Here is a 13,142-nt window from a genome sequence, read left to right as displayed (position 1 = left end):
GCAGGTCCGCGCGGCGGTCCTCGCCCCCGTCCCGCCCTCAGCCCCGCCAGTCCCGTGTGCGCGGGCGAAGGCCCGACTCGCCCGTCGTCGGGGTCCGGACCGCCAGGATCTGGTTGACTCCGATCCGGTTCCGCTCGAACGACACCGCCGACGCCGCCATGTACAGCCGCCACACCCGCGCCCGGCCCGGGGACGTCAGGCGGGACGCGCGGGGCCAGGACGCCTCCAGGTTGGCGACCCAGGCCCGCAGCGTGCGGGCGTAGTGCTCGCGGATCGCCTCCACGTCGCGGACCTCGAAGCCCGCCTCCTCCAGCGTGGCGACCGTACGGCCGAGCGGGGCCAGCTCGCCGTCGGGGAAGACGTACCGGTCGATGAACTCGTCCACGTGGTACGCCGCTTCGTTCTTCTCCGGGCGGCGCGCGATCTGGTGGTTGAGCAGTCGGCCGCCCGGCTTCAGCAGCGACAGGAGCTGGTCGGCGTACTCGCGGTAGCGGACCCGGCCGACGTGTTCCGCCATGCCGATGGAGGAAATCGCGTCGTACGGACCGTCCCTGACGTCGCGGTAGTCCTGCACGCGGATCTCGATCCGGTCCGTCAGCCCCTCGTCGGCGATCCGCTTGCGGGCGTACGCGGCCTGCTCGCGGGAGAGGGTGATGCCCGTGACCTGCGCGCCGTACTCGCGTGCCGCGTGGATCGCCATCGAGCCCCAGCCGCAGCCGACGTCGAGCAGCCGGTCGCCCTGCGCCAGCCCCAGCTTGCGGCAGACCAGGTCGAGCTTGTCGCGCTGGGCCTCCTCCAGGGTGGTGCCCTCGCCCTCGTCCCAGTAGGCGCACGAGTAGACCATCGACGGGCCGAGCACCAGCCCGTAGAAGTCGTTGCCGACGTCGTAGTGGTGGCTGATGGCCTCCTTGTCGCGCCGTCTGGTGTGCAGCGGGCCGGTGCGGCGCCGCACCTCCTCGGCGGGGGCGGCCGGCGGGGGAAGCGCGCCGCCGAGCTTCAGCAGCCCCCGGGCGGCGGCCCGCAGCCGGGGGTCGCGCAGCGGGTGCACGGCGGGGGCGGCGTCAGCAGTGGCAGCGGGGTCGGAGTTCCGCTCCCACGCGAGCCCGGACAGCCGGTCGAGCGCCTCGTAGAGGTCCCCGTCGACGTCGATCTCTCCGGCGACCCACGCGCGCGCGAGGCCGAGCTCGCCCGGCCGCCACAACAGCCGCCGCAGCGCCCGCCGGTGGCGTACGACGACGACCGGCGCGTCCGGAGGACCGGACTCGCTGCCGTCCCAGGCCCGGATGCGCACCGGGAGCGGGGCTCCCAGCACTTCCTCGGCAAGAGTGGTCAGCCGCAGCGCGGCGTCGGCCATGGCGCACACCTCCGTGACGGTGGTTCCGCGGAACGCTCCACTTCCGTCCAACACGATGCCCACCCTGTGTACTTCCCCGCACTACGCCATGCACAGGCAAAATGCCTGCATGGCCCACCGGGTGTACGCCGGGAACGCCGAAGGGGCCGCCCGCACCACGGATGGCGGGCGGCCCCTTCGGGGCGGTGCGGGTGTCGTTACGACGCCTTGGCCTTCTCGGCCTCCGGCTTCGCGGCGACCGGGGCCGGCTTGGCGGCCTCGTAGAACTCCTCGCGCGGGCTCTCCATCGCACCGAGGGAGACGACCTCGCGCTTGAGGAACATCGCGAGCGTCCAGTCGGCGAAGACCCGGATCTTGCGGTTCCAGGTCGGCATGGCCATGCCGTGGTAGCCACGGTGCATGTACCAGGCGAGCCGGCCCTTGAGCTTGATCTTCACCTTGCCCATGACGATCATCGCGACGCCCTTGTGCAGGCCGAGACCGGCGACCGCACCCTTGTTCGCGTGCTCGTACGTCTTCTGCGGGAAGCCGCGCATCCCGGAGATCACGTTGTCGCCGAGGACCTTGGCCTGGCGCAGCGCGTGCTGGGCGTTCGGCGGGCACCAGGCGTTCTCGACGCCGGCCTTGCGGGCGGCCACGTCCGGGACCTGGGCGTTGTCGCCGGCGGCCCAGATGTAGTCGGTGCCGTTGACCTGGAGGGTCTCGTTGCAGTCCACGTGGCCGCGGGGGCCGAGCGGCAGGCCGTAGCGGGCCAGCGCCGGGTTGGGCTTCACGCCGGCCGTCCACACGATGGTGTTGGAGTCGACCTCGAGGCCGTTCTTGAGCACCACATGGCCGTCGATGCAGGAGTCCATGGAGGTGGAGAGGTAGATCTCGACCCCGCGGGCCTCCAGGTGCTCCTTGCCGTACGTGCCCAGCTTGGGGCCGACCTCGGGAAGGATCTTGTCGGCGGCGTCGACGAGGATGAAGCGCATGTCCTCGCGCTTGACGTTGGTGTAGTACTTGGCCGCGTCGCGGGCCAGGTCCTCCACCTCACCGATGGTCTCCGCACCGGCGAAGCCGCCGCCCACGAAGACGAAGGTCAGCGCCTTGCGGCGGACCTCCTCGTCGGTCGTCGAGTCGGCCTTGTCGAGCTGCTCGAGGACGTGGTTGCGCAGGCCGATGGCCTCCTCGATGCCCTTCATGCCGATGCCCTGCTCGGCGAGGCCGGGGATCGGGAAGGTACGGGAGATCGCGCCGAGGGCGATGACCAGGTAGTCGAAGGGCAGCTCGTACGCCTCGCCGACCAGCGGGGAGACGGTGGCGACCTTGCGGTCCTGATCGATGGTCGTGACCCGGCCGGTGAGAACCTCTGCCTTGGGCAGCACACGTCGCAGCGGGACGACGACATGCCGAGGCGAGATGCTGCCGGCGGCAGCTTCGGGGAGGAAGGGCTGGTACGTCATGTACGAGCGCGGGTCGACGACCGTGACGGTCGCCTCGCCGTAGCGCATCTTCTTCAGGATGCGACGTGCCGCGTACAGGCCTACGTACCCACCGCCTACAACGAGGATCCTGGGACGCTCCGTGGTGCTCATGCCATCGAGTATCCACCCCCCTCGGAGGGGGTGCTCGTGAGCCCCTTCACAAGCACTTGGGTGTGCTCTGCTACACTGCGCGGCCCACGTGACCGAGGTCATGGCGTGGTACGGGAACCACGGTGTAACAGAGGACGTTGTCCACCCCTCGTGAGCTGGCCCCTAAGCCTTCTCGACAGGAGAACCACTCCTCCTTCCCCTCTGCGGGCAACGCATACCGAATGCCTTGGAATCCGCTGCAGAACACCCAACAGGCGGGTGGAGAGAGGGTTTCGGGGCCTCGGAGCGCCCATCGGGGCCGAATTCCTTGTGAAGAACTTCACGAACTTTCTCCGCGGGCGCTTCCCGGGGCCCTCCGATCGCTCCACCAGGCCCAGACCGGAGGCCGGCAGGGCGAGCGCCTCGCTCTCGCGCCGCGCGGGTGGAATGCCGAGCCGCCCCGTCGGTCCACAGGGCCGGCCGGGCGGCTCCCGCGTACCCGTCGGGACGGTTCCGGGCTGTTCGGCGCGCGACGGGACGCGCCTGGTGCCAGGCTGGCAAAGGTGCGCCACGAGCCCTGAGACACAGCCCCGGAGAGAGAGAACCCGACCATGATCACGACCGACTTCGTCCCCGGCTCCCCGTGCTGGATCGACCTGGGCGCCCGCGACGTCCCGGCGGCGGCGGCCTTCTACAACGCCGTCTTCGGCTGGGAGGCCCATCCGTTCGGCGCCGAGCCGAGCGACTACAAGGCCCTCCGCCTGGACGGCAAGGTGGTCGGCGCCATCGGGCCGCTCACCGAGGAAGGCGCCCGCTCGGCCTGGATGGTCTACTTCCACACGCCCGACATCGAGGCCACCGTCAAGGCCGTCGAACAGGCGGGGGGCTCCGTCCGCACCCCGCCGTCCGAGGTCTCGGAGGAGGGGCGGTTCGCGCAGCTCACCGACCCGCAGGGCGCCCGGTTCGCCGTCTGGCAGCCCGGCAGCTACCCGGGCATCGAGGTCGCGGACAGCCCGGGCAGCCTGGGCTGGGTCGAGCTGTACACGAACGACTCGTCGGCGGCGCAGGACTTCTACGGCACGGTCTTCGGCTGGACCGGCCAGGACATGGAGCTCCCGGGCGGCGGCGGCACGTACACGTTGCTGACCCCGAAGGACCATCCGCCGGAGCGGATGTTCGGCGGCCTCATGGCCGTGCCCGGCATGTTCGACTCGGGTGACGCGAAGCCGTACTGGCACCCCGTCTTCGGCGCGGCGGACTGCGACGCCACGGTCGCCCGTGTGCGGGAGAACGGCGGGTCGGTCTCGATGGGCCCGGAGGACGCGGAGGGCGTCGGCCGGCTGGCGGTGTGCAACGACCCGGCGGGGGCGGAGTTCGTCGTGCTGACCCCCGCCCCGCCGGCCTGAGACACCTCAGAACCAGCCTTCGGCCGCCTTGTAGGCGATGCCGTCGAGGATGTCGTGCTCGCTGACGACGACCTCGCGGGCGCCGATGCGCTGCATGATCGTGAGCAGGACGAGCGCCCCGGCCTGGATGACGTCCACCCGGCCGGGGTGCATCACACCGATCGCCGCGCGCTCGTCGTGCGTCGAGTTCAGCAGCATCGTCGTGACCTCCTCGACCTTCTCGTAGGAGATGCGCGAGTGGTGGATCCTGGCCGGGTCGTACGTGTCGAGGCCGAGCGCGATCCCGGCCACTGTGGTCACGGAACCGGCGAGGCCGACCAGGGTGCGGGCCTCGTCGATCGGGACGGTCTGCGCCGCGAGGTCCAGCGCGGCCTCGATGTCGGCGCGGATCGCCGCGATCTGCTCCGGCGTCGCGGGGCTGCTCGGCGCGTGCCGCTCCGTCATCCGCACGCAGCCGATGTCGACCGACCGGGCGGCGCGCGCATGCTCCTCGCCGACCACGAACTCGGTCGAACCGCCGCCGATGTCGACGACCAGGTACGGCTTGTCCAGGTCGGTGCGCCCCGCGAGCGAGCGGGTGGCACCGGTGAAGGAGAACTCGGCCTCCTGGTCGCCGGAGATGACCTCCGGCTCGACGCCGAGGATGTCGAGGACGCCGCGGACGAAGTCGTCGCGGTTCTCGGCGTCCCGGGAGGCGGACGTGGCGACGAAGCGTACGGTCTCGGCGCCGAGCTCCTTGATGACGGCGGCGTACTCGCGGCAGGCCGCGAAGGTCCGCTCCAGCGCCTCGGGGGCGAGCCGCCCGGTGCGGTCGACGCCCTGCCCCAGCCGGACGATGATCATCCGCCGGTCGAGGTCGACCAGGCTGCCCGACTCCGGGTCGACGTCGGCGACGAGGAGCCGGATGGAGTTGGTGCCGCAGTCGACGGCGGCGACGCGGGTCACTTGTCGTCCTCCTCCGTGACGAGGCCGGTCACGCACGGGCCCTTGCGCCACCACTCGGGCAGCATCGCGATCGCCTCGTCCCCCAGCGGGTTCACGCCGGGGCCCGCCGCGAGCGAGTGGCCGACCAGGACGTGCAGGCACTTCACCCGGTCCGGCATGCCGCCCGCACTGGGGAAGCCCTGGAGCACCTCGATCGCGTCGCGGCGCGCGATGTAGTCCTCGTGCGCGGCGCGGTAGGCGGCGGCCAGCTCGGGATCCGTGGCCAGGCGTGCCTGCATCTCCTTCATGACGCCGTTGGCCTCCAGCGTGCCGATGGCGGACGCGGCCCGCGGGCAGGTCAGGTAGTACAGCGTGGGGAAGGGCGTCCCGTCCGGCAGACGGGGTGCGGTCTCGACGACATCCGGCTGCCCGCAGGGGCAGCGGTGCGCGATGGCGCGCAGTCCGCGCGGCGGCCGGCCGAGCTGCTGCTCGAACGCGGCGATGTCCGCGTCGGTCGGCTCGGTGTGCTCGGTGGTGGGAGGAGGGGTTTCCATGCCTGCCTTGCTGCTGTGTTCGCTACTGGGGGCTACTGGCGGTCGGCGTTGTCCACGCCGTTCCAGACGTTCGAGTACCAGGGCCGGTCCGCCGCGCTCTCGTCCTCGCGGCGCTCCTCGGCGGTCTCGGGGTCGATCACCGTGTAGCCGGTCTCGCCCGGGAGCACGTAGTGCAGGTGCTCACGGGCGAGGCGCCGGATGTACATGTCGTCCTGGAGGCGGGCCTTCTCGTCCCGGAGCTCCTCGACCTGCTCGCGGGCCTCGGCCATCCGGCGTTCCTGCTCGGCGATCTCGGCGCGCTGGGAGACGTACTGGCGCATCGGGTAGGCGAGGGCGACCACCAGGGAACAGACGACCAGTGCGAGGAACGCGGCCCGGCCGGTGAGCCGGGAGCGGCGGGCCTGGCGACGGCTCTGCGACCGGTAGACGCGGGCGGCGGTCTGCTCGCCGAGCAGCCGCAGTCTCGTCGCGGTGGAGAACCGGTCCGGCTCCGGCCTGCGTGCCATGCTCTCTCGCCTCCCCTTTCACACGCGTACGTCCCCGGACACGGTACGGGACCGGGGCCGGGGACGTACGGAGGCGGGGGTGTCAGCCCGTGGTCAGCCCTTGAAGCGCGGGAAGGCGCTGCGGCCGGCGTACACCGCGGCGTCGTCGAGGATCTCCTCGATGCGCAGCAGCTGGTTGTACTTGGCGACGCGCTCGGAGCGGGCCGGGGCGCCGGTCTTGATCTGGCCGCAGTTGGTGGCGACGGCCAGGTCGGCGATGGTGACGTCCTCGGTCTCGCCGGAGCGGTGGGACATCATGCACTTGAAGCCGTTGCGCTGGGCGAGCTCGACGGCGTCCAGGGTCTCGGTCAGCGAACCGATCTGGTTGACCTTGACGAGCAGGGCGTTGGCGGTGCCCTCCTCGATGCCGCGGGCCAGACGCTCCGGGTTGGTGACGAACAGGTCGTCGCCGACGAGCTGGACCTTGGAGCCGAGCTTGTCGGTGATGACCTTCCAGCCGGCCCAGTCGTCCTCGAACAGCGGGTCCTCGATGGAGACCAGCGGGTAGGAGGCGACGAGCTCCTCGTAGTACTCGGTCATCTCGGCGGCCGAGCGGGCCTTGCCCTCGAACAGGTACGCGCCGTCCTTGTAGAACTCGGACGCGGCGACGTCCAGCGCGAGCGCGATGTCCTTGCCCGGGGCGTAACCGGCCTCCTTGATGGCCTCGAGGATGAGGTCGAGGGCGGCGCGGTTGGAGTCGAGGTTCGGCGCGAAGCCGCCCTCGTCGCCGAGGCCGGTGGACAGGCCCTTGGTCTTCAGCACCTTCTTGAGGGTGTGGTAGACCTCGGTGCCCCAGCGCAGGGCCTCGGAGAAGGACTCCGCACCGATCGGCGCGATCATGAACTCCTGGATGTCCACGTTGGAGTCGGCGTGCGAGCCGCCGTTCAGGATGTTCATCATCGGAACGGGCAGCAGGTGCGCGTTCGGGCCGCCCAGGTAGCGGAAGAGCGGCAGGTCGGACGCCTCGGAGGCGGCGTGCGCGACGGCGAGGGAGACACCGAGGATGGCGTTGGCGCCGAGCGACGCCTTGTTGTCGGTGGCGTCCAGGTCGAACATCGCCTGGTCGATCAGGCGCTGCTCGGTGGCGTCGTAGCCGACGAGCTCCGGACCGATCTGCTCGATGACGGCGAGGACGGCCTTCTCGACACCCTTGCCCTGGTAACGGTTCTGGTCACCGTCGCGGAGCTCAATGGCCTCGAACGCACCGGTGGAGGCGCCGGACGGAACAGCAGCACGACCCGTGCTGCCGTCGTCGAGGCCAACCTCGACCTCGACCGTGGGGTTGCCTCGGGAGTCCAGGATTTCCCGGGCTACGACGACGTCGATGGACGGCACGAGCATCTCCTTCTGGGATGTGACGCGAGAAATGTGCAGAGGTCTGCTTGGCCTTGCGGCAAGAGCCTAACCGTCTCGGGGACAAAGGCCGGCCGATGCCCGCCCCGTGGGACGAAAAAGGGCATGAACGCTGGGCTTGCCGGACAAAACCCCCGCAAGCTACCCGTAAGTAAGGCTCTTCGGGGCCCTTCACGACCGAAACCCCGGCCCGGCGCTTACGGGGGAAGCAGCGCCGGACCGGGGTGCTCGGAACCCGTCCGCGGGCCCGCGGACGGCGGGCGGTCAGCTCAGGTGGAGCTGCTGGCCCGGGTAGATGACGTCGGCGTTCTCGATGACGTCCTTGTTGAGGTCGAAGAGCTTCTTCCAGCCGCCCTTGACCTTCTCGGCCTCCGCGATCTTGCCCAGGGTGTCCCCGGCCTTGACCTTGTACTCGCCGTCGCCCTTCTTGAACGACGTGGCCGCGGCCTTCTTCGGCGCGGGGGCCTCGGCACGCTCGGAGCGGGTGGTCGGGACCTCGGCACGCTTCTCGGCCGGCTCGGCGGCGGGCTGCGACGCCGGCTCGGCGGAGCCGCCGTTGTAGGGGGCGCTGGAGAGGCCCACGCCGCAGTTCGGCCAGGCGCCCTTGCCCTGACCGGCGAGGACCTTCTCGGCTATCGCGATCTGCTGGGACTTGGAGGCCTGGTCGGCGGAGGGGGCGTACGCGGTGCCGCCGTAGGCCGCCCAGGTGGAGGCGGAGAACTGCAGGCCGCCGTAGTAACCGTTGCCGGTGTTGATGGACCAGTTGCCACCGGACTCGCACTGGGCGACGGCGTCCCACTCGGAGGCGGTGGCGGCGGACGCCGAGGTCGCGCCGAGCATCGGGGCCGCGATGGCGGCACCGGCGACGCCGGCGAGCGTTGCGAGACGAACAGTCTTCGACGAGCGGCGGTGCTTGGCCTTGCCGGAACGCAGCATGGAGCTTCTCCTCACCGACGCCTGCGAGGTGAGCTGTCGGGTTCGGGCCGGAAGAGTTGCCCGGCCGCGCGTCGATGCGCGCGGCTCCACCCCCAGCCGTTCTCGGCCGTCGTGATCGACGGCCGGGACCGGCACTTACCTTGGGTCCCCCGCTCCTGCCTTCGGCGCACTGAGCGACGACTGTTCCCCCCGACCGACGGCAGGATTCGGCGTGACGGTCGACGGTGCCCGCGGTGGCGAGCGGTTCCGACCGTAAACACACCGCTCCCCGATGTCCAAAGTCGAACATCGGGGAGAAATCGCCCGAACTTCCCTCCACTTGGGAGGCGTTTGCGCAGGTCGGGCATGGCTTGGGCGAATTTGCTGGGCGATATCGGCCAGTTGCGGCAAAGAGACCCTTGTCTCACTTACACAGAACGGACATATACCGGCGAATCGCCGCTTGAACTACTCGCCGTTCAGGCCGAGATCAAGGCTCTGACCGGGGAGGATGAGATCGGGGTCGGCGCCCACAGTCTTCTCGTTCGCCTCGTAGAGGGCGCCCCACCCCCCGGGCACCTCGCGCTCGTCGGCGATGGCCCACAGAGTGTCGCCCGGCCGGACGGTGTACGTACCGTCGGACGCGCCCTCTGTCACCCCGTCACGTGCCGATGCGTCACCTCGTGAGGCATGACGACCGCTTTCGCGCTCCTTATCCTCGATGCCCGTTTCGGCATCGTCGGGGGCGGGCTCGCCCCGGTGCCTGCCCGCGCCGGTCGCGGGGTCGGACGCCTCGGCACCGTCCGTGCCGGCGGACAGGACCGGGGACGCCTGCGCGTTGCCGTCCTCGGGCGTGGGCGTCGTGGAGACGTCCGGCTCGGGGGTCTCCCGCGAACCGTCCGGCGCTTCCGCGGCCGGGTCGCCGGCGCCCGCGTCACCGGAGTCGGAGTCGGCCGGCTCACCCGTGTCGGACCTCGTGTCGGCGCCGGCCTCCGGGCTCTCGTCCGGCAGGGGCAGGAGGTCCCCGGGGTCGACACCGGTCGCGGCGTCGTCGTTGGTCAGCCCCGCGATCGGGGCGCACACCTGCCAGGCGTCGGGCCCTTGTGCGTCCAGCACCTTCTCCGCGACCGCGATCTGCTGCGAACGGCTCGCCAGGTCGGCGCTCGGCGCGTACGCCGTGCCGCCGAACTCCTCCCACGTCTGCTGCGACATCTGCAGCCCGCCGTAGAAGCCGTTGCCGAGGTCAGCGCTCCACATGCCGCTGCTCTCGCATTCGGCGACGCGGTCCCAGGTGGCCGCGTCGGCGGCGGAGGCGGAGCCCGCGCCGAGCAGGGGGAGCGCGATGGCGGATCCGGTCACCCCTGCCGCGACGACGATGGCCGGAGCCTGACGGGGGCGGCGGTGACGTCCGTTCCCGGAGCGCATGCGGTTGCCTTTCGCGTGACTACTGGGGACTGTGCGGCCTGCTGATGCCTGCCGAGTCGACGGTGAACGTAGCCGCATTCGAACGTGAGTCACAAGTCGATGCAGCGCAGATCACGTAAAAGTCACAGACTTGACGCTGCGTCAGCCCCTGAGGGCGGTGAACTCAACGGGCAGAGTGCGCAATCCGCGCATGATGAGTCCCCCACGCCACCGCAAATCGGCTGGATCGCCCGCAAGTCGCAAGTCCGGCATCCTCCTGAGCAGGGTCGCGATCGCCGTCTGTCCTTCGAGCCGGGCGAGCGGGGCGCCGAGGCAGTAGTGGATGCCGTGTCCGTATCCCAGGTGCTGGTTGTCGCGCCGGGACAGGTCGAGCGTGTCGGGCTCGGTGAACCGCTCCGGGTCGCGGTCGGCGGCGGCGAGGACGACGAGCACGGGGTCGCCGGCCGCGATCCGCTGTCCGCCGATGTCCAGCGCCTCGGTGGCGAACCGCCAGGTCGCGAGCTCGACGGGACCGTCGTAGCGCAGGAGTTCCTCCACGCCGGTCTCCAGCAGGGCGCTCTCGCCGGCCGCGAGCGAGCTCTGCAGCCGCTCGCGCTGCACGGGATTGCGCAGCAGGGCGTACACGCCGTTGCCGATGAGGTTGACCGTCGTCTCGAAGCCCGCGAAGAGAAGGATGAACGCCATCGCGGCGGCCTCGTTCTCCGTCAGGTGCTCGCCGTGGTCCGACGCCTTGATGAGCCCCGAGATGAGGTCGTCCCCCGGGTCGTTCCGCTTGCGGTGGATCAGCTCGGCCAGGTATCCCCGCATCTTCTTCACAGAGCGGGCGACACCGCCGCGCGGACCTCCGCCGTGACGGATCATCATCCCGGCCCAGTCGCGGAAGTCGTCCTGGTCCTCGCGGGGAACGCCCAGCATGTCGCAAATGGCGTAAATGGGCAGCGGGAAGGCGAACTCGTGGATGAGGTCGGCGCTCCCCTTTGCAGCGAAGTTGTCGATCAACCGGTCCGTCAGTTCCTGCACGCGCGGCGCGAACTCCGCCACGCGCCGCGGTGTGAACGCCTTCGACACCAGGCGGCGCAGCCGTGTGTGATCCGGCGGGTCGATGTTGAGCAGATGCGTCATCAGCTCGGCCTTGCGCTCGCCCGGGATACCCGTCTTGCCCTTGGCGTGCGCGGGCTCGTCGTGATGCGCCGGGTTCTTGGACAGCCGCTGGTCCGCGAGCGCCTGCTTCGCGTCCGCGTACCGGGTCACCAGCCATGCCTCCACCCCGGAGGGCAGCGCGGTGCGGTGCACGGGCGCGTGCTCGCGAAGCCAGGCGTAGGCGGGGTACGGGTCGGTGGCGAACTCCCAGGTGAAGAGTTCGGGCGCGGTGTTCGGGTCGTTCACACCCCGACGGTATCCGGGCCGCTGCGCCCCTCCGCCGCGCGGATCGCGTCGCGGTAGGCGCGGGCCGCCGCGCGCAGGGCCGCCTCCGGGTCGACGCCGTCCGCCTCGGCGCGTACGGCGAGGTGCAGCAGCTCGTACCCGATGCCCTCGCCGGCCGGCGGCGGCGCGTCCAGTCCTGCCGTCCGCACCCGGGAGGCGAGCTTGGCCGCGAGCGCGAGGCCGGGCTGGCCGAGCGGGACGCCGTCGGTCACCGACGCGCGCTGCTTCTCGATCGCCTTGGTGCGCAGCCAGTGCTCCTTGACCTCCTCCGGCGTCTCGGCGGTCTCGTCGCCGAAGACGTGCGGATGCCGGTGGATCAGCTTCTCGACGATGGTGCCGGCGACGTCGTCGATCGAGAACGGCGCCTCGGCATCCTCCTCCGCGATGCGCGCGTGGAAGACGACCTGGAGGAGTACGTCGCCGAGCTCCTCGCGCAGTTCGGCGCGGTCGCCGTCCTCGATGGCCTCGACGAGCTCGTACGCCTCCTCGATGCCGTACTTGGCGAGGCCCTTGTGCGTCTGCTGCGAGGACCAGGGGCAGGCGCGGCGGATGCGGTCCATGACCTCGACGAGGTCGAGCAGCCGCGCGCCGGGCAGGTCGTACGAGCCGGGCAGCAGCTCCAGGTCCGGCATCCGGACCTGGCCGGAACCGCCGAGGCCTGCCAGTCCGTCGGTCAGCGCCCGGTCGCCTTCGCCGGAGGCGAGGACGACCACGGTGCGCCCTCCGGCACAGGCGTCGACGAGCTCCCGGGCGCTCGGCGTGGCCTGCTCGACGGCGACACCCGCCTCGCGCAGGTACGGCAGCTGCGGGTGGGAGGCGTCGGCGCAGAGCACCTGGTCGGCGGCGTGCAGCGTCTGCCACGCCGGCCAGGACAGCAGCCCGGGCGCCACGCGGTGGCTGGCGGTCAGCAGGACGATACGGCCGGCGTCGACAGGTTCGGTCACCCCTCGAACCTACCTCGGCTCAGGCACCGGCCTCGACGGCCTCCGCGTCCTTGGAGACCTGGGTGATCCAGGGCGCCTTGTAGGCGCCGAGCTCCAGCTTGGTGTCGTCCCAGGCGCCGTAGCGCGGGTTCACGTCGATCTTCAGCGACTTGGCGGCGGCGGTGAACACCTCGTTCATCCGCTCCTGGCCCTCGGGGCCGTTCGTCACGCCGAGCGCGGTGGCCAGCTTGTTCACGAGGACGTCACGGCGCACGACCTCGTCGAGCCGGCCGGGGGCGACTCCGCGCTGCTGCAGATACATGGCGGCCAGCTGTTCCTGCCCGCCGGACTGCTCCGTGAGCGCGGCCCGCGCGTCCTGGATCTCCTTGCGGGTGACCTTGACCCCGGCGTCGGCGGCGGCCTTCTCCACGATCCTGTCCACGATCAGGTCGTAGAGCTTGGCCCGCCCGAGCTGCCCGGTGTCCTTGATCAGCTGGGCGGCCTGCGGTGACGCCTGCTGCGCGTCGCGCACGTCCTTGACCTCGGCCTGGACGGTGGACACCTCGATCCGCTGCCCGCCGACGACGGCGGCGGCCCCGGGGTGTGCCTCGTTGCCGCAGGCGGCGAGGAGGGGCGCGGCGGCGATGATCGCGGAGACGACGAGCGCGGTGCGACGACGGCGGTGCAAAGGGGCCTCCCGGCGTGATGTGCATATGAAGGGTGGTGCGCAGCACCTCGTTGAGGGGTGGTGGTCGGGCGACG

Annotated in this window: 12 protein-coding genes and 1 riboswitch; of the genes, 1 reads left to right on the top strand and 11 read right to left on the bottom strand. The window is 71.0% G+C overall.

The window, feature by feature from the left end; all coding sequences use genetic code 11:
- Positions 1-37 precede the first annotated feature (37 nt).
- Together QFZ82_RS23950 and QFZ82_RS23945 are read right to left on the bottom strand one after the other, a co-directional pair.
- Complete coding sequence (locus QFZ82_RS23950; RefSeq protein WP_307715112.1) at positions 38-1,354, bottom strand: cyclopropane-fatty-acyl-phospholipid synthase family protein; 1,317 nt, start codon at positions 1,352-1,354, stop codon at positions 38-40.
- A 197-nt stretch (positions 1,355-1,551) separates the two neighbouring features.
- Entirely contained in the window at positions 1,552-2,931 is a 1,380-nt protein-coding gene (locus QFZ82_RS23945) for an NAD(P)/FAD-dependent oxidoreductase (protein ID WP_307715111.1), read from the bottom strand.
- A gap of 590 nt (positions 2,932-3,521) precedes the next feature.
- Between QFZ82_RS23945 and QFZ82_RS23940 the strand changes: the two genes are divergently transcribed.
- Entirely contained in the window at positions 3,522-4,316 is a 795-nt protein-coding gene (locus QFZ82_RS23940) for a VOC family protein (RefSeq protein WP_307715110.1), read from the top strand.
- A 6-nt stretch (positions 4,317-4,322) separates the two neighbouring features.
- Here QFZ82_RS23940 and QFZ82_RS23935 read toward each other — a convergent pair whose 3' ends face one another.
- The 9 genes from QFZ82_RS23935 to QFZ82_RS23895 form a co-directional block, all read right to left on the bottom strand.
- Positions 4,323-5,261 carry a Ppx/GppA phosphatase family protein gene (locus QFZ82_RS23935; protein WP_307715109.1) on the bottom strand — a complete coding sequence of 313 codons (939 nt, stop codon included), beginning with the start codon at positions 5,259-5,261 and terminating at the stop codon, positions 4,323-4,325.
- Positions 5,258-5,794, bottom strand: a complete 537-nt coding sequence (locus QFZ82_RS23930) for a DUF501 domain-containing protein (RefSeq protein ID WP_307715108.1) — start codon at positions 5,792-5,794, stop codon at positions 5,258-5,260. The genes QFZ82_RS23935 and QFZ82_RS23930 overlap by 4 nt, the downstream gene beginning before the upstream one ends.
- 32 nt (positions 5,795-5,826) lie before the next feature.
- Entirely contained in the window at positions 5,827-6,300 is a 474-nt protein-coding gene (locus QFZ82_RS23925; protein ID WP_177152366.1) for a septum formation initiator family protein, read from the bottom strand.
- 93 nt (positions 6,301-6,393) lie between these two features.
- Positions 6,394-7,680, bottom strand: a complete 1,287-nt coding sequence (gene eno, locus QFZ82_RS23920; RefSeq protein WP_307715107.1) for a phosphopyruvate hydratase — start codon at positions 7,678-7,680, stop codon at positions 6,394-6,396.
- Positions 7,681-7,956: 276 nt separating this feature from the next.
- Positions 7,957-8,628, bottom strand: coding sequence for a transglycosylase family protein (locus tag QFZ82_RS23915; protein WP_307715106.1), 672 nt, complete (start codon positions 8,626-8,628; stop codon positions 7,957-7,959).
- Between the two features lie 3 nt (positions 8,629-8,631).
- Positions 8,632-8,805: riboswitch (cyclic di-AMP (ydaO/yuaA leader) on the bottom strand.
- Positions 8,806-9,075: 270 nt separating this feature from the next.
- Positions 9,076-10,032: a transglycosylase family protein gene (locus tag QFZ82_RS23910; protein ID WP_307715105.1), complete on the bottom strand. Its 957-nt coding sequence runs from the start codon at positions 10,030-10,032 to the stop codon at positions 9,076-9,078.
- A 141-nt stretch (positions 10,033-10,173) separates the two neighbouring features.
- Positions 10,174-11,418, bottom strand: a complete 1,245-nt coding sequence (locus QFZ82_RS23905) for a cytochrome P450 (RefSeq protein WP_307715104.1) — start codon at positions 11,416-11,418, stop codon at positions 10,174-10,176.
- On the bottom strand, positions 11,415-12,401 hold the full coding sequence (locus QFZ82_RS23900; protein ID WP_307715103.1) for a nucleoside triphosphate pyrophosphohydrolase: 987 nt from the start codon (positions 12,399-12,401) through the stop codon (positions 11,415-11,417). Before QFZ82_RS23900 ends, QFZ82_RS23905 begins: the two co-directional genes overlap by 4 nt.
- Before the next feature lie 19 nt (positions 12,402-12,420).
- Positions 12,421-13,068 (bottom strand): SurA N-terminal domain-containing protein, encoded by a 648-nt coding sequence (locus tag QFZ82_RS23895; protein WP_307715102.1) that lies wholly within the window; start codon positions 13,066-13,068, stop codon positions 12,421-12,423.
- Positions 13,069-13,142: the final 74 nt, after the last annotated feature.

Source organism: Streptomyces sp. V4I23 (assembly GCF_030817975.1).
Taxonomy (GTDB): Bacteria; Actinomycetota; Actinomycetes; order Streptomycetales; family Streptomycetaceae; genus Streptomyces.
This window is presented reverse-complemented; position numbering and strand designations above follow the sequence as displayed.